Origin of the sequence: Hallella seregens ATCC 51272 (genome assembly GCF_000518545.1) — a bacterium.
GTDB classification, from domain to species: domain Bacteria; phylum Bacteroidota; class Bacteroidia; order Bacteroidales; family Bacteroidaceae; genus Prevotella; species Prevotella seregens.
The window spans coordinates 48664-72688 of sequence record NZ_JADU01000021.1 but is presented as its reverse complement, the minus strand read 5'-3'; the positions used below and the strand labels follow the sequence as shown (position 1 = coordinate 72688).

General features: G+C 59.9%; 16 protein-coding genes, 1 tRNA gene and 1 pseudogene. 10 read left to right on the top strand and 8 right to left on the bottom strand.

Features of this window, described 5'->3' with window-relative positions:
* From L888_RS0108275 to L888_RS0108255, 6 genes and pseudogenes are all read right to left on the bottom strand, one after another.
* Positions 1 to 1010, bottom strand: a 1010-nt coding sequence (locus L888_RS0108275; RefSeq protein ID WP_027952553.1) for a fimbrillin family protein, incomplete at its 3' end; no start/stop codon positions are given.
* A 237-nt stretch (positions 1011 to 1247) separates the two neighbouring features.
* A complete protein-coding gene (locus tag L888_RS0108270) occupies positions 1248 to 1502 on the bottom strand; it encodes a hypothetical protein (protein ID WP_027952552.1) in 255 nt (84 codons plus the stop codon).
* Between the two features lie 491 nt (positions 1503 to 1993).
* Positions 1994 to 2203, bottom strand: coding sequence for a hypothetical protein (locus L888_RS0108265; protein WP_005845670.1), 210 nt, complete (start codon positions 2201 to 2203; stop codon positions 1994 to 1996).
* Positions 2204 to 2207: 4 nt separating this feature from the next.
* Positions 2208 to 2702, bottom strand: a pseudogene (locus L888_RS14080) (DUF3990 domain-containing protein).
* Positions 2699 to 2956 carry a DUF3791 domain-containing protein gene (locus L888_RS15005; protein WP_075261855.1) on the bottom strand — a complete coding sequence of 86 codons (258 nt, stop codon included), beginning with the start codon at positions 2954 to 2956 and terminating at the stop codon, positions 2699 to 2701. Before L888_RS15005 ends, L888_RS14080 begins: the two are co-directional and overlap by 4 nt.
* Before the next feature lie 28 nt (positions 2957 to 2984).
* On the bottom strand, positions 2985 to 4652 hold the full coding sequence (locus L888_RS0108255) for a S41 family peptidase (RefSeq protein ID WP_027952550.1): 1668 nt from the start codon (positions 4650 to 4652) through the stop codon (positions 2985 to 2987).
* 163 nt (positions 4653 to 4815) lie between these two features.
* Here L888_RS0108255 and L888_RS0108250 point away from each other — a divergent pair.
* The 5 genes from L888_RS0108250 to L888_RS0108230 all read left to right on the top strand — a co-directional run bounded on the left by L888_RS0108250 (position 4816) and on the right by L888_RS0108230 (position 12676).
* Positions 4816 to 4889, top strand: a tRNA-Asn gene (locus L888_RS0108250).
* A gap of 189 nt (positions 4890 to 5078) precedes the next feature.
* Positions 5079 to 7565, top strand: coding sequence for a hypothetical protein (locus L888_RS0108245; RefSeq protein WP_027952549.1), 2487 nt, complete (start codon positions 5079 to 5081; stop codon positions 7563 to 7565).
* A 28-nt stretch (positions 7566 to 7593) separates the two neighbouring features.
* Positions 7594 to 7797 carry a hypothetical protein gene (locus L888_RS0108240; RefSeq protein WP_005845658.1) on the top strand — a complete coding sequence of 68 codons (204 nt, stop codon included), beginning with the start codon at positions 7594 to 7596 and terminating at the stop codon, positions 7795 to 7797.
* Positions 7798 to 7974: 177 nt separating this feature from the next.
* Positions 7975 to 10665, top strand: coding sequence for a glycoside hydrolase family 2 protein (locus L888_RS0108235; RefSeq protein ID WP_044248991.1), 2691 nt, complete (start codon positions 7975 to 7977; stop codon positions 10663 to 10665).
* Positions 10658 to 12676, top strand: a complete 2019-nt coding sequence (locus L888_RS0108230; RefSeq protein ID WP_169732674.1) for a glycoside hydrolase family 2 protein — start codon at positions 10658 to 10660, stop codon at positions 12674 to 12676. Before L888_RS0108235 ends, L888_RS0108230 begins: the two co-directional genes overlap by 8 nt.
* Before the next feature lie 50 nt (positions 12677 to 12726).
* Here L888_RS0108230 and L888_RS14485 read toward each other — a convergent pair whose 3' ends face one another.
* Both L888_RS14485 and L888_RS0108225 read right to left on the bottom strand, forming a co-directional pair.
* On the bottom strand, positions 12727 to 12918 hold the full coding sequence (locus L888_RS14485; RefSeq protein ID WP_156924992.1) for a hypothetical protein: 192 nt from the start codon (positions 12916 to 12918) through the stop codon (positions 12727 to 12729).
* A gap of 306 nt (positions 12919 to 13224) precedes the next feature.
* Positions 13225 to 13671, bottom strand: coding sequence for a cupin domain-containing protein (locus tag L888_RS0108225; protein WP_005845652.1), 447 nt, complete (start codon positions 13669 to 13671; stop codon positions 13225 to 13227).
* Positions 13672 to 13907: 236 nt separating this feature from the next.
* Between L888_RS0108225 and L888_RS0108220 the strand changes: the two genes are divergently transcribed.
* The 5 genes from L888_RS0108220 to L888_RS0108200 all read left to right on the top strand — a co-directional run bounded on the left by L888_RS0108220 (position 13908) and on the right by L888_RS0108200 (position 24020).
* Positions 13908 to 14255 carry a winged helix-turn-helix transcriptional regulator gene (locus L888_RS0108220; protein WP_005845649.1) on the top strand — a complete coding sequence of 116 codons (348 nt, stop codon included), beginning with the start codon at positions 13908 to 13910 and terminating at the stop codon, positions 14253 to 14255.
* A 325-nt stretch (positions 14256 to 14580) separates the two neighbouring features.
* The gene (locus L888_RS0108215; RefSeq protein WP_084567354.1) at positions 14581 to 17397 is read left to right on the top strand and encodes a substrate-binding domain-containing protein; all 2817 of its coding nucleotides are present in this window, start codon (positions 14581 to 14583) and stop codon (positions 17395 to 17397) included.
* Between the two features lie 211 nt (positions 17398 to 17608).
* Complete coding sequence (locus L888_RS0108210) at positions 17609 to 20725, top strand: SusC/RagA family TonB-linked outer membrane protein (RefSeq protein WP_027952545.1); 3117 nt, start codon at positions 17609 to 17611, stop codon at positions 20723 to 20725.
* Between the two features lie 22 nt (positions 20726 to 20747).
* A complete protein-coding gene (locus L888_RS0108205) occupies positions 20748 to 22484 on the top strand; it encodes a RagB/SusD family nutrient uptake outer membrane protein (protein WP_027952544.1) in 1737 nt (578 codons plus the stop codon).
* A gap of 33 nt (positions 22485 to 22517) precedes the next feature.
* Positions 22518 to 24020: a DUF4960 domain-containing protein gene (locus L888_RS0108200; RefSeq protein ID WP_027952543.1), complete on the top strand. Its 1503-nt coding sequence runs from the start codon at positions 22518 to 22520 to the stop codon at positions 24018 to 24020.
* The last annotated feature ends 5 nt before the right edge of the window (positions 24021 to 24025 follow it).

Genomic DNA, 24025 nt, shown 5'->3' with positions numbered 1-24025 from the left:
CCGAGGGTGAAGGTGGCCGTGGAGGCATCGAGGCTGCTCCAGGTACCGGTGCTCGTGCCGTTGGTGGGCAGGACGTAGCGGCCCTTGTTCTTGGCCCCGATGATTTCCACCTTGGTGATGGTCTTGCTGTACGACAGGTTCTGGCCCACCTTGAAGCGCACGGCGGTGAGGGCGTGGCGGAACTTGAGGTCGGTTCGCGGGGCCACGTTCGGCGTATCGTAATGCACGAGGCCCGAGCAGGCGGTCATGAGGTCTTTCTGGTTCTTCACGTCGGGCTCCACCTCGAAGTCCACGTAGGGTGTGCCGGCGTAGGTGTCGGGCGAGATTTTGAGCTTGGTGTAGCTTGCGGCCTCACGCGGGGCTATGGCAAAGAACTTGCCGAAAGGCTGGGCGGCCCACCAATAGATCGTGTTCACGAGTGTGCCGTCGGGGTTGGTGTCCTTGTCGTGGAACCACGGTGTGTTGCTGATGCCGGTTGCCGATGTGCCGCGGTAGCCGATGGAGGAGAAGTGGCCCAGTGTGGTCATCGTGGTGATGTTGGCGCGGGTCGCAGCCTCGGTGCCGGTCGTGCTGCCGTTGCCGGAGGCCTTTGCACGCTCTGCGGCGGTTGCCGTGCGGTTGTCCTGTCGCATGGGGTTGACGCCGGCTATTGTGGTCTCAATGAGGCAGAGGTCGGTGCCGGCGGCTCCCTGCACGGCGAGCCTCTGTGTGGTGAGGTCCTCGGGTGTAAGGTTCATCATGCCCAGCTGCTCGCTGAACGCCGCGCGTGTCACGGGCACGCCCGGCATGGCCTTGGCGGCGGCCTCTTGTGCATCGTTCTGCGCCTCACTCACGTTGAAGGTCACGGCGGCGTTCCTGTCTCCGCCATCCTTGTCATTGTCCTTGCCCAGATCCTCGTTGGCGCACGAGCCGAGGGAGAGCCCGCCGAAAACTGCGAGCCCCGCGAGGCACACACTCATGAACGCCGCCCTGCGGGCCCTGCGTTCCAGATATTCCTTGAATCTTATCATGGTTGTTGCTTGTTGTTTAATCGTTGTCTACTTGTCAGCTTGCTTGCTTTTCCTTTGCTTGCTGACTCCTTTGCTTGTTTTCTTAATGGTCTGCTTGTCTTAAGAGTGGCTCCGTTCTTGCTTCTCCTTTCCTCCGCGTCTCTGCGTGGGAGCTACACGAGTATGGCTCACGCAGAGGCGCAGAGGAAAGGAGGGATCGCGACAGCACCTTTTACTCTTTTACTCTATTTTACCTTTTCACTCTTCCCACACGTCCCAGACGGTGGACTTTTTGGCTCCGGAGATTTCCGTGTCGTCATCATCCTCTACGAGGTCTTCGATGCTGACGCTGCCTTTGTTGCCTACTGGCCCTCCGCCACCGGGTTGAACCGCCGGACTGCCGGCAAGGATGGTGTTTTCGTTCTCCACGGCGATGACTTCGCAGTTGGGGCAGACATAGGGCTGCCTGTGCTTGTCTTGCTCATTTTTCGTTTTCATGTTTATATGCTTCATTTTAGTTTGGATTTAACATGCTTTTTGAGTGCTTAAAAGCTGCTTATTTCCGTTTTCGCTCTGCTGCGAAAAGGGCACGAAAAGTGGGGCAAAGGAAACTCCGGGGAGTCCTTTGCCTATTGGGGTTGCGCGTGGTTCGCCTCGCGCGCGTACGCGTAAGTGTTTTAGAGAGAGGTTACGCCAGTGGCTTGAGAGAGAGAGAGAGAGAGAGAGAGAGAGAGAGTAGCAAATTATTTGGAACTACCAAACAATTCGACGAAAAATTTGCAGGAAAATTCATCTTTCCCTGTGCTACGCACATCCCTTTATTATTGTTGGAGAAATGCTGCGGACGCTGATGTCTCTCTATGATGTTCAATACCAAAAACTTGGATTTGGGTGCAAAGATAGCGATAAAAACAGAATTACGCAAGAGAAATGGCAATTATTGCGCGCTATTCATGCCCAACTATCCCCGAAAAGCTGTTACATGGCAAAATCGAACGACATGGTTATGGCTGCTGCGAGGCCAGTTCTCGCAAGAAACTATCCAGCACATATCGGTCGCCCATCAGTTGCAGACCACTGTCCGGATTGTCCAACAAGGCAAATGTCTCCGAGTTATAGAACATATCCATGGCCCTTTCCACAGACACGTCGAGTTCTTCGGCTGCCAACTGGATAATCCGGGCTGTCTTTCTCCACAATACTTGGTCTCTCATGGCTCTATATCTTTACTTCTTCAATCCCCGCAAAAAGCAAGCAGTGGTCGATGACAGCTTGTCTGTTAATGCACATTTGATGAGTAGGTCTGGCAAACTGCAACTGTCCCAACGCCTGTTCGGCTGTGATGCGGCCCACATAATAGTCCTCAACGGTGTCGATAACCTGATCGTTGGCCACGCCGCCCTCAACCACATCATAATCTTTCCATGGCTGTTCTCCACACCGACTGGCCACGATAAAATCGAGTCAAACCTGGTTGTAATCAGGAAGACACAGATGCCGGAAAGAGTTTTTGGCAAAGGCTTTTTCGTCCCATTCGTAAATGCTGAGCACCGGATGGGCACTGTGACGAACCACACAAACTCGCCTGGCCCAGCGTTCTGCCTGTTCTTTCAGCCGGGTAAGATAAAAGCCGGGGCCGAAATCAAGTGCCGGACAGCCCACCTGAACCAGCGGTTTGTCCACCGCAACGCTGGAACCATGATACAAAATCATATAGCTTCCTCCTTTTCTTCTGATTCCCAGTTCTTCAGTGCCTCTGTGACATTCCACACCACACCGTCGATGCTCTCTGCATGCAGTGTGTCGTAACAATCGAAGAGCAGCCTCCGTACAAGCCCCAATCTTTGCAATCTGTTATAGACCACAGTCGGTGAAACTTGCAGCTTTGCAGCCGTAGCACCAATGGCAAGAACTGCAAACTGTAGTTTGCGACTTTCTTGAGCATGATTTTTCGCGGATGGAACCATATCTATTTCTCCTTATTATATAGAGTTGTCACTTCGCCTCTCCTTTCTGCGGCCGGAGCAAGGAGTGGTATTTGGCGGAGTCGAGGAGCAGGTCGAAGGCGGCCTTGACCTGCTTGTCGGTGCGCAAAGTGTTCTGAACGGCACCCCGCTGATAGTAGTAGGCGGCCACGATGTCGCCGGTGAGGAGCTCCTTGATACTCAATTTATTAAAGTCGAGATCCTTGGCCAGGTTGGGCTTCAGCTTCTTTTTCAAGGCCTCGAATTCGGGCTTGGCCTCCTCGTAATAGCCCTCGAAGCGAGCCACTTTTTCGAGGTTCTCGAGTGTCTTGTCGCTCATGGCGTCGTACTTGAAACTGCTGGCGAGCACACGTTGCTTGAAATCTTCGTAGTCGGCATCGCTCAGCTCGAAGTCGGCCGCCGGTGCAATCGTGGGATGACGGGCAATGTAATCCACCACGTAATCATTGAGCACCTCGGCCGAATCGCGCACGCCGGCCAGGTAATAAGTGATGCTGGGCAGCGAGTCGGCCTTGACTTCCACGTCGGGTTCAATGCCTCCACCATCCTTGACCGGTCGGCCGCCGGCTGTGTAGAACGTCTTGGTGAGCGAGTCGGCCACCACTTCCGTAGAGCCGCCGTCGGCGTGCTTGTAGTTGATTTTCTGGATGCAGCGGCCCGAAGGAATATAGTATTTGTTGGTGGTGAGCTTCATCTGGCCATTGTAGGGCAGGTCGATCATGGACTGCACGAGGCCCTTGCCGTAGGTCTTGGTGCCCATGACAACGGCCCGATCCATGTCTTGCAGGGCTCCGCTCGTTATCTCCGAGGCCGACGCCGAACTGCCGTTCACCAGCACCACCACCGGCAGCAACGTGTCCACCGGCTCCACCGCCGTGCGGTAGTCGCGGTTCACCCGCTGCAACTTGCCTCGGTTCGACACCACCAGGCGACCCTTGGGCACAAAGCAATTCACGATGTTTACGGCCTCCTGCTCCGAGCCGCCGCCGTTGCCGCGCAGGTCGAACACGAGGCCGCGCATCCCTGCTTTCTTCATCTCGATGATGGCATTGCGCACCTCTTTGCCGCAGCCCTCGGTGAAACTGTTCAGGTTAAGATAGCCCAGACCGTTGGACTGCACACCATAATAAGGTACGGAAGGCAGCTGAATCGACCGGCGCGTCACCTTGAACTTCATGTCGCGCTGGGTCGAGGGGCGGTGAATCCTCAGTTCAAACGTGGTTCCGGCGTCGCCACGCAGGTGGTCGCTCACGTAGGCATTGTCGCGCTTGGTCATATCTTCACCGTCTATACTCAGGATGACGTCGCCTTTCTTCAACCCCACTTCGGCGGCAGGCATATTCTCGTAAGGTTCGTCGATGCACACGCGGCCGAGCTTGAAGTTATAGCGTATCAGGGCCCCGATGCCGGCGTACTTGCCCTGAAGCATCATCTTCAGGTCTTTCTGCTTGTCCTCGGGATAGTACACCGTGTAAGGATCCAGGCTCTGCAACATGGCATTGATGCCGTTGCCCACCACCTCGTCGGCATCGAGCGTGTCCACGTACATCATGTCGAGATTCTTGTAAATCACGTTCAGCACGTCAAGATTCTTGGCCACCTTGAAGTCGTGGTCGCTCTGGGCCCAACCGCTCCATACGGCCATGCAGCAACAGGCAATTGCGAAAATCTTCTTCATTTCCATCTTTTTTATGGCTCTCGCCGTCGTCTTCACGGCTTGCAAAGGTATGGAATTTATGGCGACAGGCAAACTTTTTTCGGCTTATTTCATTTTTTTCTTCGATTTTGTTTGGAGGTTTCGGCGAAACTTTCTACCTTTGCAACCGCAAAACAAAAGCACTGCTTCAGTAGCTCAGTTGGTTAGAGCACCTGACTGTTAATCAGGGGGTCGTTGGTTCAAGCCCATCCTGAAGCGCACGCAAAAAGGAATTACTTCGGTGATTCCTTTTTTTATTTTCCCACAAAAAAATGCCATCGCCTCAAAAAAAAGTGTATTTTTTCCGCTTATTACCAAATCTTTTGCCTATCTTTGCGCCGTGAACGTTTCACGACTCGCAATTTGTCACCCTATCTTAAACACATATCAATAACCAAACAAGCGTTTATGAAACATTTTTCCGCACTATTCGCTTCGCTGTCCTTACTGGCCACAGTCGGAGCAAATGCACAGAACGGCGGTGCCTTCGCTGACGGCACCTACTATCTCTACGATGCCACGCATCAAGTGTTCCTCTCCCGCGGCGCTGCCTGGGGCACGGAGACCACGGCCGACAAGTATGGCATTCCCGTCAAGGCAACCTTTGCCAACGATGCCTACACCCTTTCGCCGACCGACTGGAACGGCAACGTCTACATCAATGACGGCGTGTACACCGACGGCGGCATCGCCGTAGCCTGGACGGCAACTTCCACCCAAGTGGCCAACGGCTTCATCTTCTCGGTCAACGGCAAGTACATGACCCACCGCACGGGCCCGCTCGGCGAGTACGTCACCAAGACCGACAATGTCGAAGAAGCCACCGTCTGGACCCTGAAGACCACCGAAGAGCGCAATGCCATGGTCAATGCGTACACGAACGCCAACTATGCCAACGTCATTGCCGCAGCAGGCATAAGCAATGTCACGCCCGACAATTTCCTTGCAATCCTTGCTTCAAACTACGGTGCAACAACGGCCTACACCATCGCCCCGACGGACTATGGATTCTCCGCCAGACGGGGCGGAAGCAAGGCTTCCAACGGTTCTCCCCGCGAGGTTTACCAAGGCACCGGCCGCTTCGCCTACACCATCGAGGGGGTTGCCAAAGGCCTTTACAAGGTGACCATCCCCGCTTTCTATCGCAACGGCAGCAATGCCTGGTGCGTGGCAAAGCATGCCGACATCACCATCAACTCCAATGCCTACATCGTGGCCAACGGCGAGCAGGCCCGTATCAAGGGCTGGGCCGAGGAGCGCGTGGCCGACAACAAGCCCAACAGCGTGTCAGAGGCCAATGCTGCTTTCGCTGACGGCAAGTATGCCAACGAGGTGTACTGCTACGTGGGCGACGACGGCAAGCTCGAACTGGCCGTAGACTTTCCCAACTTCACAGGAATGGGCTGGGGCATTTTCGGCACCACCACTGTGACACGCTACGCCGATGTCAAGACCATTTTCGACTTGTCGATGACCGAGGCACAGAACATTCTGAACGAAGCCACCTATGTCAACGTGTCGGGCAACGAGAGAACCAACCTGGAAAGTGCCGTCAACACCTACGCCAACATCACCTCCGGCTATGAGGCTGCCACCGCAAAGCTGCAAGAAGCCATCGATGCTTTCAAGCAGGCTGCCCCGGCTTACAATGACTGGGCCGCCCTCAAGCAAGACGTTCCCAGCCCGAATACCCTGCCGTATGCCGCAGCATCCAAGCTCGAAGCCATGACCACGGCTGTGATTGCACGGCCCGCCACCGCTGCAGAAGCAACGGCTGCCCGCACGGCTTTGCAGAAAGCCATCCGCGCCGCCTACGAGTCTCAGGGTAAGGCCGAGGGCGTGGCCAGCGCTTCACAGGTCTATGTTTACGACTTCACCGGCAAGAAAGCCGCTTTCCCCAACGTGGGCGAATGGACGGCCAGCCAAGGCGGAGGCAACCTGGGCGTGCTTAGCGCAGAGTCGTGGACCGACTCCGAGGGCAACCATGAATACGGTTACTTCGACTATTACAACGGCTCGGCCAACAACCAGCACGCCACCAAGACCCTCTCGCTGGAGGCTGGAAAATACCTGTTCACCGTGAAATCGCGTGCAGCGGCCAACATGAACACCCACCTCAGAGCCAATGGCGCTGACATGGAACTGCAGGAAATCGGCAACCAAGGCGGTGTGTTCGGCCGCGGCTGGAACGACTACTCCCTCGAGTTCACCACCTATGGCGGCGACGTGACACTGGAGTGGTACTGCGCCCAGGTGAACCATCAGAACGTGGCCGGCTGGGCCGGCTTCGGCGACGTGCGCCTGATGAAGCTGTCCGACCTGCAAACCACGGCCCTCAGCGTGACTGATGCCGGCATGGCCACCTACTGCGGCGAGAGCGATCTCGTGCTTGCACAGGATGCCCCCATCGCCGCCTACAAGGCTGCCGTGGCCGACAACACCGTAACACTGACCCGCATCTACAACGTGGCTGCCGGCGAGGGCGTGCTGCTGAGAAGTCTGGCCGGAGGCGCCGCCACGGCCAATGCCTACGTGGCCGACGGCCTGACCAAGAACAGCGACAATGCTTTCGTGGGCGTGACCGCCGAGACAGCCATTGCCTCTGACGCCACCACCACCTACTACGTGCTGGCCAACCAGAACAACAACACCGGCTTCTTCGCCGTGTCCACCGAGGGTACCACCGTGCGTGCCCACTCGGCCTACCTGCCCGTGAGCACACAGGCTGGCGCCAAGGGCCTGAACTTCGTCTTCGACGGCACCACCACCGGCGTGTCTCTCCTGCCTCAGAGCAAGGCCGACAACGACGCCACCTACAACCTTGCCGGCCAGCGCGTGGGCAAGAGCTACAAGGGTGTAGTCATCAAGAACGGCAAGAAGTATATCGTCAAGTAATCCATCAACCGTAAAAACAACAACGACAATGAAAAGAACATACGTAAAGCCCTGCACGCTCTACAAGGGCATGACAGAGCAAGAGTCCATCCTCGCAGCATCCGTCAACTTCTCTGAAGACAACTCCACGGGCAGCGCCCAGCTCGGCGGCGACACCTACACCGGCGGTGCCGGCGGCAATCTGTCCAAGCGCGGCTCCATCTGGGACGACGAGACCGAGGCCAACGACTGATGCTCCATGCCGGCCCCCACGGGTTCGGCTCCATCCACAGGGCGGGATTCCACACGGAATCCCGCCCTTTTTTGGTGCCCTCGCGGCGCGTTTACCGGCAAATCGTCCATCTTTATTCCGGCTTTGTCTATGGGCAGGACGGCGCGAAACCGTTATCTTTGCCCCAAAGCTACAGACATGAAACCATCCTTTCTCCTCATACTGGCCCTGCTGTGGCCGAGCAGCCGTGCCGCGGCACAGCCCTCGGCCGACCTCAGCGGGCCCTGGCAGGTCACCACCACCCTCAGCCCTACACCCCGCGAAGTGTGCCTGCCCACCACGCTCGACCAGGCCGGCATCGGCACCCCCACCACCCTGCAACCCCATCTGCGGCTGCCCGACGGCAGTGTGAACAAGGCCGTGATGCGCCACCTCACCCGCCGCGTGAGCTACATCGGCCCCGCCACCTACGAGCGCACTGTCGACGTACCCCGGCAGATGGCCGGGCGACCGCTGCTGTTCGAGTTCGAGCGCGTGCTGTGGCTCAGCCGGCTCTACGTGGACGGGCACGAAGTCGGGCCCGCCCAAGAGAGCCTCTCCACGCCCCACGTGTTCAGCCTGCCACGGGGGCTCGCCGAGGGACGGCACCGGCTGCGCCTCGTCGTGGACAACCGCAAGCAGGTGGATCTCTCCTACGAAGACATGGCGCATGCCTATACTAACGAGACGCAGACCATGTGGAACGGCGTGCTGGGACGCATGCGCATGAGCGTGGCACCCCGCGTAACCGACGTGCAGGTCTACCCCGACGTGGAGCGGCGGCAGCTGCGCGTGGTGCTGGACGGGCGGCCCGTGCGCCACCCCCGCTTCAGGCTCGACGGCCGGCTACGGCCCTACACCCGCCCGAACGACTCCACTTTCATCATCCCCGTCGGCCGCCCCAGGCTCTGGAGCGAGTTCACACCTTATATATATAGGCTCACCGTGCAGGCCGACGGCTGGCAGCGCACGGTGCGTTTTGGCATGCGCCGGCTCGAGAGCAGCCACGGCCGGCTGCTGCTCAACGGCGAGCGCATCTTCCTGCGCGCCACGCTCGAGTGCTGCATCTTCCCCCTCACGGGCTGTCCGCCCACCACCGAGGAGGGCTGGCGCAGGGTGTTCGGCCGGGCCAAGGCGTGGGGACTTAACTCCCTGCGCTTCCATTCCTACTGCCCGCCGGAGGCTGCTTTCAGCGTGGCCGACGAAATGGGGTTCTACCTGCAGGTGGAGCTGCCCAACTGGACACTCGACATCGGCTCCAATCCCAAGGCCGAAGCCTACTTCCACCGCGAGTTCGAGCGCATCTGGCGGGCCTACGGAAACCACCCGTCGTTCTGCCTCATGACGCCCGGCAACGAACTGCAACGCGACTTCAACTATCTGAACACGCTCTGCCGCCACATGAAGCAGGCCGACCCGCGCCACCTCTATGCCACCACCACCTTCACCTTTGAGAAAGGCCATGGCGGCCATCCCGAGCCCGAAGATCAGTTCTATGTGACCCAGTGGACCGACCGCGGGTGGGTGCGTGGACAGGGTGTGTTCGACGAGCAGCCGCCCTGCTTTCGCAGCGACTACGACTCTACGGCTGCCGGATGCGCCGTTCCCCTCATCAGCCACGAGATAGGACAGTACAGCGTCTACCCCAACCTGCGCGAGACCGACAAGTACACCGGCACCCTCGACGCCCTCAACTTCAAGGCCATCCGCCGCGACCTGGAGCAGAAAGGGCTGCTCCAACGCGCCGACGACTACACCCAGGCCAGCGGCCGGCTGGCCGTGAAGCTCTACAAGGAAGAGATAGAACGCGCACTGAAGACACGCGACTTCAGCGGCTACCAGCTGCTGGGACTGCAGGACTTCCCGGGCCAGGGCACGGCCCTGGTGGGGCTGGTCGACGCTTTCTGGGACAGCAAAGGGCTCTGCACGGAGCGTTACTTCCGCCAGTTCTGCGCCCCGGTGGTGCCGCTGGCCCGCTTCGACCGCGCCACCTGGAGCACCACGGAGACCTTCAGGGCCGACCTCGAGGTGGCCAACTACAGCCCGACCGACCTCACGGGGCACGCCTTGCGATGGGCCGTCTGCCGCTCCGACGGCACCGTGCTGGCCCAGGGCCGCTTCGCCGCGCCCCCGCTGGGCAAGGGCCGGCTCAACGCCGTGGGCTCCATTGCCGTGCCCCTCAGTGCCATCGCCGACGCCGACCGGCTCACGCTGCGCGTCCGCATCGTGGGCACCGACTATGCCAACACCTGGGACTTCTGGGCCTACGCCCCCTGCGCCGACAGCCCCGGCATCGTCGTCACCACCAGCCCCGACGAGGCCATCCGCCGCGCCACGGCCGGCGAGCGCGTGCTACTCCACCCCGCCCGCAAGGAGCAAGTGGAGGGGTTGGAGGGCAAATTCCTGCCCGTGTTCTGGTCGCCCGTGCACTTTCCAAAGCAGGCCGGCACCATGGGACTGCTGCTTCGGCCCCGCCATCCGGCCCTGGCCCACTTCCCCACCGACCTCAACGCCGACTGGCAGTGGTGGAACATCGTGAAGCGTAGCCGCGTCATGGTGCTCGACTCGCTCGGCGGCGTGCAGCCGCTCATCGAGTCGGTGGACAACTTTGTCAGCAACCGCCACCTCGCCCTGCTCTTCGAGGCCCGGCTGGGACGGGGCGGCATCGTGGTGAGCAGCACCGAGCTCGATGCCGACCTGCCCGAGATGCGCCACCTGCGCTACAGCCTCACCGAGTACATGCGCTCGCCCGCTTTCGCCCCCCGGCAGGCCGTCGACGCTACCCGGCTGCGCCGTCTCTTCGCAGCCACCGCCTCATCCGAAACCCATGCCACAAGCATCTATGAATAAACCCTCACTCCTCGCCTTGGCCCTGGCCCTGCTCCTCGTCATGCCGGCCGCCGCCCAGGTGCGCGACATTGCGCTCAACGACGGCTGGCGCTTCCTGGCCGACTCGGCCGACCACGCCTCGGGGCTGCCCGCCGAGGCCGTTCCCGTCTGTCTGCCCCACACCTACAACGTCATGCCCGGGCTCGAAGACTATGCCGGCCGGGCCGGGTACGAGCGCACGCTGCACGTGGCCGCCCTGCCCAAAGGCCGGCAGCTGCGGCTGCGCTTCGAGGCCGTGTACCACGACGCCACGGTCTACGTGAACGGCCTGTGCGTGGGGCGGCACCTCGGCAAGGGCTACACGCCCTTCACCGTAGACGTGACCCGCGCCGTCAGGGCCGGGCAGGACAACCGCCTCGTGGTCGAGGTGGACAACCGATATGCCGACCTGAACTTCCCTTTCAGGCGGCATTTCGACTGGGCCAACGACGGCGGCATCTACCGCCGGGTGTCCCTCCACGAGAGCGGGCCGTTGAGCCTGCGCTACGCCCACTTCACCCCCACCCTCTCGCTGGCCGACAGCACGGGGGCCTGTCACCTGTCCCTGCGCCTGTGGGAGCCGTCGGTCACGACGGCAACGTTCCTCGTCAGGCTGCGCAGCAAGCACGACGGGCGCGTGCTCTACGAGGGCCGGCACCGGCTGCGGCGCACCCTTGGGGGCACGTTCGAGACCGACTTCGGCTGCGGCCGCGTGGAGCCCTGGCACTTCGACCACCCTGCACTCTATGCGTTCGAGGTGAGCGTGCTCGACGGCCGGCGGCTCTCCGACACGACACGGGGGCACATCGGCTTCCGCCAGTTCGGCATCCGGGGCAACCGCTTCGTGCTCAACGGCGAGCCCGTGCGGCTGCCGGGCGTGGAGACCATGCCGGGCAGCAACCCCGACTACGGCATGGCCGAGCCGCGCGACTACGTCGTCGGCTCGGCGCGCATGCTGAAAGACCTGAACTGCACCGTCACGCGCTTCCACTGGTTTCAGGGCGACGACATGCTCAACGCCCTCGACTCGCTTGGCATCCTCGCCCAGCAGGAACTGTCGTGGTGGCAGCAACCCTACAAGGAACTCTCGCCCGCACAGCGCGCGCTGGCCGAGGAAACGCTGGCCGAAATGATTGAGGCCCACTACAACCACCCGTGCATCTTTGCCTGGGCCGTGAGCAACGAGGTGAAGGACAACCACCGCGACGTGGCCGCCCTCGGGGCCGTCATCCGGCGGCTCGACCCCTCACGCCTCACCGAGACCGTGGGCAACTCGATGTACCGCTACCTCGAACGCGACCCTTCGCTGCTGCTCGACATCCCCACCTGGAACGAATACATCGGCACCTGGCACGGCGACCGCCCGCGCCGCCGCGAGCAGCTGCCCGCGCTGTTCGACAAGATTCGCCCCGTGTTGCAGGGCCGCCCGCTGTTCATCACCGAGTTCGGGCTGTGCGAGCCGGTGTTCGTGGGGGGCGACCGGCGGCGCACCGACGACATGCTCTACCACCTCACGGAGTGGGGCAAGACCGATTTCGTGACGGGTTACATCTACTTCTGTCTCGAAGACTACCGCACGCAGATGGGCGAGGAGGGACGCGGCAAGCACCGCATACGCCGCCACGGGGTCACAGACTACCGCCATGTGCCCAAGCCGTCCTACTACGTGCTGCGCGACCTCATGTGCCCCGTGGAGATTACCAAGGTGCAACCCGCCACGGCCGTGCGCGACAACCAGACGCTGGCCGCCGTGTGGCAGGCCCAAGCGGGCGACCGCGCCGTGGTGGTGGGCATCAGGGCGAAGAATGGCATCCCCGCCTACACGCTGCGGGGCTACACCCTGCGCTACACCGACACCGCCGGACGCACACGCGTCCTCGCCCTGCCCGTGATGCCGCCCGGCACCACCCACGACGTCACCGTGCCCGACATGGCCGAGCATCTCCGGTTCGACCTGTGCCGCCCGGACGGCGGGGCGTGCCTGAATTACTAAGCCTCACAAGACACCTGACGCAAAGAGCTATTTAATTCAGAATTCAGAATTCAGAATTCAAAATTTAAAATGCCATGCCGCCATTGGGTACAGATGCTGCGCCCAATGGGCAAAGCATGGGCCATTGCACAAAAACGGCGCGGCATCCGTGGCTTTCCGTGCTTGTTCGTGGCAACAAATCGTGGCATGCCATTTTGAATTTTGAATTCTGAATTTTGAATTAAACCATCTGTTCCTGCCATTCGCCATCATGGGTTTTACCGTAGGGGCCGGCCTCCGTGCCGGCCCCTACGTTTGGAACAAACGCCAAAACGCATGGTGGGGACAGTGGGAACCCAACGCCCCGATGGGACGCAGGGGGCGGCGCAAAGGCCGGCCCCTACGGCAATACCCACACAAGCCCAAAAAGAAAACGGCGCAAAGGCGGAATGATGACGGCGTAAAGGCCATGCGATTACGCCGAAATCACCACGCCTTTACGCCGTAATCACCGCGCGATTACGCCGTAACGGCTACGCGATGAAGCGGTGGTCATTGGAGCTTGCGCCCTACCACTCCACTGGCTCGGACAGGATTTCACCGTCGGCGGCATCGTCGGCCGTGAACGTATTGCCCCAATACTGCACGCAAAGCATGAGCATAGGCTCGGTGCCCGTGTTGTGGACGGCACGCTTTCCTGCGGGAGCCACACGCACCACAGTGCCCTCTTCTACGGGAATCACCTGCCCGTCGACCTGATATTCGCCCCGGCCGCTAAGGAAGAAATAGAGCTCTTCGTGGTTCTTGTGGGTGTGGTAGAAGCCGCCTTCCTGCCCGGGCTGGAACACCTGGAACGAGAACTCGCCCCCCGTGGCCCCCACGGCCTGACCGCCAAATACCTTGCCTGGAATCTTCAGATCGCCCATGGATAGCACGTAATCACTCATCTCGTTCAGTCTTCCAAACGCTGCGGCACTGAAATGAGCGCCCTCAGCCACTTTCTTCATCTCTTTCATCTTGTTCGTTTTTTAATGTTTCTTTGTTGTTTACAGTGCAAAGATAAGCGAAAACAACACACGCTGCAAGAACGTACCAAGCAGTGGGATAGTTACCTAAAGGTTGGAAACGGGATGCCTACGGGCTTTAACGAAAAGGTGATTAACGTATATTAACACACCGTCAAGCCGCAGCTTTACTCTCTTTCGGAAACTAATGGTTATCTTTGCACGGTACATCCAACAGGAACAATGCCATGCAACAGATTCCCAACAACGTTTACGACGCATGCCCCATCCGTCAAGTCATCAGCCGGTTTGGCGACAAATGGTCCATGCTGGTGCTCTCCACTCTCGACCAGAGCAGTTCGGGCGTGCTGCGCTACTCGGAGATTCAACGCCAAATCACCGACTGCTCCCAAAAGATGCTCTCGCAGACGCTACGCCGTCTGGAGAGCAATCACCTGGTGAGCCGTACGGTGTATCCCGTGGTGCCGCCCAAGGTGGAGTATGCACTGACCGACGTGGGACGGTCGCTCATGCCCTGCATCAACAGCCTCATCGCCTGGGCGCAGGAAAATTTCAGCCGTGTCGTGACGGTCTGAGGGGAGGAGCTTTGCAGAGAAAGCTGGGAGACACGCGAATGTTTCTTGCACGCAGAGGCGCAGAGACTGGGAGAAACTGATCTTCTAAACACACTCGGCGACTCCGTGGGAGAGAAACAAAAGGGAGATTGCGCGCACGCAGAGGAGCAGAGACAGGGAGAAATAGCTTCTCCCCGTGTCCTCTGCACCTCTGCATGAACCAAAAACAAGCCACCCTACACCCTATCAGCGCCTCGGCGTGAGAAAGAAGAAAAAAGGGGAACGACGCGGGATGTATCAAAATAAATCCCTATCTTTGCCTGTAGAGCACCAATACCCATCCGCCATGACACAGCCCGACCCCATCCCCTACACCTTATTATATAAGCGGCGCCCTGTCTGCGGCAGACAGATGAAACGGCAGACGGGGCGGCTGCTCCTCTGCCTGCTCGCGCTGCTGACCCTCTGCGGCTGCAACCGACAGCGGCCCCGCAAATACGTCATCGGCGTGTCGCAGTGCAGTCAGGACGTGTGGCGCGACAAGCTGAACCGCGAGCTGAAGACCAGCGAATACTTCAACGACTCGCTGGAGGTGCGCCTGGCCTCGGCCAACGACAACAGCCGGCGGCAGATGGAACAGATCAACCGGTTCGTTGACGAGGGCGTGGACCTGCTCGTCGTGGCCCCCAACCAGTACCGCTCCATCACCCCGGCCATCGAACGGGCCTACAACCGCGGCATCCCCGTCATTCTCTACGACCGCAAAACCAACTCCAACAAGTTCACTGCCTTTATCGGAGCCGACAACTATGGCATAGGAAAGGCCATGGGACAGTTCATTGCCCGGCAGCTCAAAGGCCGCGGCCGCGTGGTGGAGATACGCGGACTCGAGGGCTCCTCGCCCGCCGCAGAGCGGCACAAGGGCTTTGTGGACGCCATCAAGGCCTGGCCCGGCGTGCAGCTGGTGGCCTCTGAGGCGGGCAATTGGAAAGAAGAGAGCGCCATTCGGGCCATGGGCCGCATCCTGAAGAAGACGCGCGACTTCGACTATGTGTACGGACAGAACGACCGCATGGCCTGGGGAGCCTACGTGGCCCTGCGGCAGCACGGCATACGCCGGCCGGTGAAGTTCACGGGTGTGGACGGCCTGGCCACCGAGGGCGGCGGGCTGGAGCTGGTGCGCGATGGCGTGTTCGAGGCCACATCGTTCTATCCCACGCAGGGCGAGGCGGTGATTGCACTGGCCATGAAGATACTGCGCGGCCAGCCCTACAGCCGCGACAACCTACTGGAGACCACTGTCATCACCCGCGACAACGCTGAAATGATGCTGCGCGAGGCCCGCGAACTGGCCCGCCAGAACGACAACCTGGATATGCTGCACCGGCAGGTAGACCGCTACTTCACGCAGTACAACAACCAGAAAATCATCATCCTGCTCTTTGTAGGACTCATTGTTCTCATGGTGATTGTCGTGGTCAACATGTACCGGGCCAACATCACCAAGAAACGACTCAACCGACAACTGCGGCAGCGCAACGACGAACTGCAGCGGCTCTCCCGCGAGGTGGAAGACATGACACGCGGGCAACTGGCCTTCTTCACCAACGTAAGCCACGAGCTGCGCACGCCGCTCACGCTCATCCAGGGGCCCATAGAGCGGCTGCTGGAAGAGCTGCCACAGCCCGACGAACGCCGGCAGCTGCTGCAGACCGCACAGCGCAACGCCAACATCCTGCAACAGCTGGTGGACGAGATACTCGACTTCCGCAAGGTGCAGAACGGCAAAATGGAGCTCACGCTGTCGCGCTTCAGCCTCGGCGACTCGCTGGCCGACTGGTGCCGGGACTTCCGGGTGGCGGCCGGGCGCCGGCATATCAACCTGCAAATGGCCGACGAACTGACCGACGGAGGGGTTATCGTGGCCGACAAGGACAAGCTGGCGCACATCTATTTCAACCTGATGACCAACGCCCTGAAGTACACTCCGGCCGGCGGTACCATCACCACCAGCGTGACCGACGAGGGCGACAGCTACGCTTTCAGTGTGAAAGACACCGGCATGGGCATCGGCACGGCCGACCTGCCCAACATCTTCAAGCGGTTTTACCAGGCCCAGGGGGCGGCGGGCGGCACGGGCATCGGGCTCGCCATCGTGCAGGCCTACGCCACGCTGCACCACGGCACGGTGACGGTGGAGAGCCAGACGGGCAGCGGCACCTGCTTCACCGTGACCCTGCCCAAGGTGCAACAGGGCCCCGTGGGCGAGGCAAGCAATGCCCCGCACACGGCCGCCCGACTGCAGGCTTCGCCCTATGCCAACGACACGGTGAACGCCAGGCAGTACTTCGACGACGTGGTGGCCACCGAGCAGAACGCCCAACCCGAGGTGCTCGTCATTGACGACAACGGCGACATGCGGGCCTACCTGCGCACCATTCTGAAAGAAAAGTACCACATCACCGAGGCCGCCGACGGGCGGCAAGGGCTGGCCCTGGCCCGCAGGACGGTGCCCGACGTGGTGGTGTGCGACGTGATGATGCCCGTGATGGACGGCATGGCTTTCACCCGCGCCCTGAAAGACGACACCGCCACCAGCCACATCCCCGTGATTCTGCTCACCGCCCGCAGCCTCGACGACCAGAAAGCCGAGGGCTACAGCCTCGGGGCCGACTCCTATCTCACCAAGCCTTTCCAGGCCAACGTGCTACTGGCCCGCATCGACAACCTGCTGCAAAACCGTGCACGGCTCTATGCCCTGTTCTCCACGGCCCGCAAGGACGGATCGGAAGACGACACGGACGAGGCCGGCACAACGCCGACCGCGGCCCCCGCGACGGGCGACAAGGACCGGCGGTTTGTGGGGCGGCTGCGCAAGATTGTGCAGACGCACTTGGCCGACGCCGACTTCAACGTGGAGCGCATCGGCGAGGAAATAGGGCTGAGCCGCGTGCAGCTCTACCGCAAGGTGAAGGCCCTCACGGGGCAGTCGCCCGTGGAACTGCTGCGCAGCGCACGGCTGCAGCGGGGCCGCCACCTGATAGAGACCACCGACATGACGGTGTCGGAGGTGGCCTACGACGTGGGCTTCACCTCGCCGTCATACTTTACCAAGTGCTTCAAGGACGAGTTCGGGCAGAACCCCAACGAGCTGCGCAGCTGACCGCGACCGAGCCCTGCGCCCTGTCATACCGCCACAACAAGCCATCGACGAGCCTCCCCAACGGGAGGCTCGTTTGTTTCATTGCATGCCACAAATGATACATGAAACATTTTTTAGCAGGGATGAACGCTTTTTTAACCCGTCTGCCACAGCCATCGCCTACCTTTGCCGCATCTGAAACACCAAGTACTAACAATTTCAAAACAATCAGATGGAAAACCTAAGAAGATTTCTATTGAGCCTGATGCTCATGTTGGTCTGCGCCGCCACGTGGGCACAGGACATCTCTGTCAGCGGAACAGTTCTCGACGCGCAGGGTGAACCGGTCATCGGCGCCACCGTGATGCAGCAAGGAACGTCCAACGGAACCGTGACCGACCTGGACGGCAACTTCTCGTTCAAAGCCCCCCGAGGCAGTTCGATCGAGGTCACCTACATTGGCTACGAGCCACAAATATTGCCCGCCGGAGCCGGTCTTCGGGTGGTGTTGAAAGAGACGGCCAGCGACCTGAACGAGGTGGTGGTGACGGGTTACCAGGTGCAACGCAAGGCCGACCTGACGGGAGCCGTGTCGGTGGTCAAGACCGACGCCGTGAAAACCTCGCCCGATGCCGATCCGATGAAAGCCCTGCAGGGCCGCGTGGCCGGTGTGACCATCACCAGTACGGGCTCGCCCAGCGGCACGTCGACGGTGCGCGTGCGCGGCATCGGCTCGTTCAACTCCTCGCAAGACCCGCTCTACATCGTGGATGGCGTGCCCATGACCACCGCCCTGAACACGCTCAACGCCAACGACATTGAGAGCATGCAGGTGCTGAAAGACGCCGCATCGGCCTCCATCTACGGCAGCCGCGCTGCCAATGGCGTGGTCATCATCACTACCAAGCAGGGCAAGAAGGGCGAAAAGATACGGGTGGACTTCACGGCCAACCTCACTGCACAGTTCTACACCGGCCAGTCGAAGATGAAGCTCCTCGACACCAAGGGCTACGCTACGGCCATGGCACAGGCCGCCCTGAACGACGGCATAGACCCCGTGGCCTATGCCAGCAACTACGGACTGAGCCTGAACGCCACGCAGGGCGTGGGCATCAGGGTGTGGAATCCGGCCACAAAGCAGTATGTGAATTATACGGTGAATGGGCTCTACGACGGCTACATCAACAGCAAACGCACGATGGGATGCTCGGATACCGACTGGGTGGACGAGATTTCGCGCACGGGATTCTCGCGCAATTACAACGTATCCGTGTCAAACGCCACGGAGAAAGCAACCTCGATGTTCTCGCTGGGCTACAAGAAGAACGACGGCATACTGAAACATACCGACTTCCAGAGCTTCTCGGCCCGCCTGAACAACTCCTACCAAATCAACAAAATCGTAAGGCTGGGAGAGAACTTTACGCTGTCGTATAACAAGCAGGTGGACAGCGCGCCCATGGAAAACGCACTGAAAATGTCGCCTACCGTGCCTGTCTACGAGGTGGACGGCACCACCTTTGCCGGCCCCGTGGGCGGCATGAGCGACCGTCAGAACCCCATGCGCGAGCTCTACCACAACAAGGACAACCACCTGGATTACTGGAAACTCTTCGGCAATGCCTACGTGGACATCACGCCGACGAAGGGCCTTACGTTCCGTTCCAACTTCGGTATAGACTATACCACCTCGTTCATCAACGCCCTGACGCACACCTTTGCCTCGGACATTGTGAACAACAACATAGCCAAAACCGACCTGGGACAGACCAACAACAGCAACTACACCTGGTCCAACACGCTGAATTATCTGTTTGACGTGAAGAGCGCGCACCACTTCAACGTGCTGCTCGGCTCGGAAATCAACAAGCAGAGCTTCGTGGACTTCCATGCGCTCTCCGAGGGATACACGCTGGAGACCAAGGACTACATGTGGCCCAATGCCGCTACCGGCACCACCCACAACACGGGCGCCAAGGTGGGCTACCGCCTGGCCTCGTTATTTGGAAAGGTGGATTACAACTACAACGACCTGCTGCTGGCCTCGTTCACCCTACGCCACGACGGCAGTTCGCGCTTCGGCGAGAAGCACCGCTGGGGCAACTTCCCCGCCGCCACGCTGGGTTTCCGCATCTCGCAACTGCTGCACGAGAAATGGATGGACGACCTGAAGCTGCGCCTCTCCTGGGGTAAGACGGGCAACCAAGGCATTGACAACAACGCCCACTACGGACTCTACGTGGCCGACTACGGACTGGACCGCACCACGTCGACGGCCTACGACCTGCACCTGGCCGGCAGCGGCACCTTCCCCTCGGGCTACCGCGCCACGCAGACAGGCAACAATGACCTGAAGTGGGAGACCACCACGCAGTACAACATCGGTGTGGACTACACGCTCTTCGGCAACACCCTCTACGGCACGGTGGATGCCTACATCAAGAACATCACCGACATGCTCATCAATCCGGCCTACCTGGCCGTCATGGGCGAGGGCGGAAACAGGTGGTCCAACGGCCCCTCGCTCCGAGACTGGGGTATGGAATTCACCGTGGGCTACCGCAAGACGTGGGCCAACGGACTGGGCATAGACCTCAACGGAAACGTGGACTTCTTCCGCAACCGCGTGACCGAGCTGCCCACTTCGACCACCGGTTCCTACGCCCACACGACCAAACAGAACCTCGTGGAGGCCCGGAAACCCTATGGTTCCATCGTGGGCTACGTAGCCGACGGCCTGTTCCAGAGCCGAGAAGAGGTGCTGGCCTCCGGACAGCCCAACGCCCGTCTGGGTGGCCTGAAGTATGCCGACCTCGACGGCAACGGCAAGATTACCGAGGCAGACCAGACCTGGATTTACAACCCTGTGCCCGCCTTTGCCTACGGTTTGAACGTGGCCGCGACCTATAAAGGCTTTGACCTGAACATGTTCTGGCAGGGCGTCGCCGACCAGGACGTGTACAACAACCAGAAATTCCAGACCGATTTCTGGAGCATCACCGACGCAGGCTCCAACAAGGGCAGCCGTCTGCTCGGTGCATGGACCACGGACAACACCGCCTCGACCATCCCGGCCCTGACCACCAACAACACGGCCGACGAGGGACGAGCCTCCAGCTACTATGTGGAGAACGGCTCCTACCTGAAGCTGCGCACACTCCAACTGGGCTACAGTCTGCCTGCAAAGCTCATCTCCAAGCTGCGCATGTCGAGCTTCCGCGCCTACATTGCCGGGCAAAACCTGCTGACTCTGAAGAGCAGCAGCCTGACCTGCTCGGATCCCGAGAACCCCAACTGGAACTATCCACTGGCTACTTCCGTGTCTTTCGGTATTCAAATTGGTTTCTAACAATCACTTATCCACACGCAAAATGAAAAAGCTATCATTCGCAATCATACTGGCAATTGGCCTCGGCATGCCGCTGACCAGCTGCAACGACTTCCTCGACTACAAGCCCAGTGCCGTCATTGACGAAGACCAGGCGTTCGCAGACCCCGAGGGTATGGTCACTTCGGCCTACGCCTCGCTGGGCGACGACTGGTACACCTACCCCTTCAACCTCTGGCCCTACGGCGACCTGGCCTCGGACGACTGCCTGAAAGGCGGCTCGGGAACCACCGACACGGAGTACCATGCCGTGGAGGTGTTCTCCACGCTGACCCCCACACTGGGGCATCTGGACGAGCTGTGGTATCACCTGTACATCGGCATCAGCCGCTGCAACCGCGCCCTGCTCTCGCTGAAAGCCAACGGAACGGCCAAGCTCGGCGCAGAGACGGCCGCGCGCCGCGCGGCCGAAGTGAAATTCCTGCGGGCCCATCTGTACTACAAACTCCTCTTGGTGTTCAACAAAGTGCCTTGGATTGACGAGGAAGTGTACCGCAACAACACGCAGGAGCAGACACGCAACGACGCGCTGACGCACCAGCAACTGTGGGGCAAGGTCATAGCAGACTTTGAGGAAGCCTACACGGTGCTGCCCGCTTCGCAGACCGATGGCGGACGCGCCAACAAGGTGGCGGCTGCCGCCTACCTGGCCAAGTGCTACCTGAATCTGGCCTGGGGCAACGGCTACGAGGACAGCACGGGCGTGAATTTCATCAACAAGGCATACATGCAAAAGGTGGTGGACTACACCGACATCGTGGCCAACTCCGGATATGGCTATCTGGAGGACTACGGAGACCTCTTTCTTCCCGACCATAAGAACAGCAAGGAGTCGGTGTTTGCCGTGCAGCACTCCGACTATAAAGACGACAATACCACCTACGGCCGCGCCAACTGGTCGAACATGCTGAACGGAATGTGGGGCATGTGGTCGTGTGGTTGGGACTTCCACAAGCCCTCGCAAGACTTGGTCAACGCGTTCAAGACCAAGGACGGGCTGCCCGAATTCGACAGCTATGCAGCCTCCAACGACCATCCGGTCAACGGTGCACCGACGGCCCAGAAGTGGGACCCGCGCCTGTTCCACACCGTGGGCATGCCGACTTTCCCCTATAAATATGAGTCGGCCCACATGCAGAGCACGGCCAACTCGCGCACGCCCAACACGTATGGCTACTATACTTCGCTGAAAGAAGTGCCGCAGCGCAGCAAGGGCGAGACCTACAACGGGCCGTGGCAAGCCTTTGCCATGAACGATTATGTGATACGATACACTGACGTGATGCTCGACCGCGCCGAGGCTCTCGTCGAACTTGGCCGCCTCGCCGAGGCCCGCACCATCATCAATCAGATACGGCAACGTGCGGCCAACTCCGTCGACAAGCACATCGGCTACGCCTCCAGCCAGTGCGAAATCGCGCTATATCCCGAGTCTTACTTCGACACACAGGCCATGGCCCGCACCTGCCTACGCTGGGAGCGGCGGCTCGAGACAGCCATGGAACACGAGCGATTCTTCGACCTGCGCCGCTGGGGCTTGCTCTCTTCCACGCTGAACGCCTACTTCAAGCGCGAGGCTGCCGACTCCTACGACGGGCAAGGCTATGCCCAATACTATAAGGACGCGCACTTCACAACGGGCAAGAACGAGTATTTCCCCGTTCCCTACAACCAGCTCTACTACATCCCCGGACTCTATACACAGAACAAGGGATACTAAACATTGCCACAACCATTCAAATCACAGCACACAATGAAACACTTATCATACGGTCTATGGCTCCTGCTCGCCCTGCTCGTGGGCTCCTGTCAGGACAAAGATTACGACACCGCGCCCATGGCCCTCAATGCCATTGACGGCACTCAGATAACGGGTAGCCTGAATGGAGACGACTACACTTGGACGTGGCCCACACTCGACAACGGGCACAAGATGCTGGTCTCGCTCTATACCGACGGCACCATCACGTCGAGCGACACAGTGGCCGGCAACCAGTACACACAGCCGGCCGTGGCCACCAACGTGAACTACACCTATGTATTCAAGGTAAGCGACGGCACCAACCTCTCACGAGGAACGGTGAAGACCTACACCCGCGAGGGGGCCTCGCAGATTACAGGACTGCAAATGGCCCAGGTGGAAAAGGCGGGAGGCTATGACGCCCACGTGGCATGGAACGCGGCTACAGATGCTTCGGGCATCCAGTTCACGGCCTCGAACGGCAGCCGCAACATCACGGAGACCTTGCCGGCATCGGCCACCAGCTACACCATCAGCGACGTGGCCTACGGCGACACATGGGACGTCACGCTGCGTGCAGTCAATGACAAGGGCACTTCGCTGGCCTCCACGTCGCAACTGAAAATCGGAAAGACAGCCATGGCTTTCCTCAGCACCTACCCCACGCCCGAAGAACTCATAGCCCAAGGAGACGACGATGAAGCCTCGGCATGGCTGTGGATGCACAGCGAATACCCGGCCGCCAAGTTCCTTTATTTCGGCAATGTCAAGAGCCGCGACGACATAGACCCCTACCGAGTGGTGTTCTGGCTGCGCGATTTGGAGAGTGGTTCCGAAGCCGACGTGTGGAACATGCCCGCCGTCGTTACGGCTGCCACCGACATTGTCAAGGCCTGGTATAAGGATGGCGGCAACTTGTTACTCTGGCAACACGCCACGGCCTACATCGCCACGCTGGGTCGTCTCGACCAAAGCATGATGCAGAGCAACGACCATGCCATCGGCATCGGTGCGGGTGGCTACAACGGCGACGCATGGTCCATGGCCCTGGGACTGAACGCCGGCGGCAACGCCATCGACTTTTCCTCGCATCCTCTGTACAAGAATCTTCCCGTCTACACGGGCGGCAACGGCGTGCAAATGCTGACCATCAAAGGCCCAGGATGGACCGAAGACCACAACTGCCTGTACTTCAACCTGCCCGCCGTGCTGACAGGAAAGGGCAATCAAGAGCTCTCCTGCTACAACGAGGTCACGAGAACCTATGGCATCTATCCGCTTGGCGTATGGGATTCGCAGGTGAGCTGGATTTCGCAGCTCAACGTGTGGGAAGCCCGGCAAGGCAACACTGACTACAAAGGCACCGCCATCTGCGTGGGCAATGGAGGATGCGAGTTCTCCATGAAGAATGCAGACGGCAGCGCCGACAAGAACGCTTACCCCAAGAACAACATCTATCAAGGCACCATCCTCAAGATGGCAAAGAACGCACTGGAATACTTAAAGACAAGATAAACGAC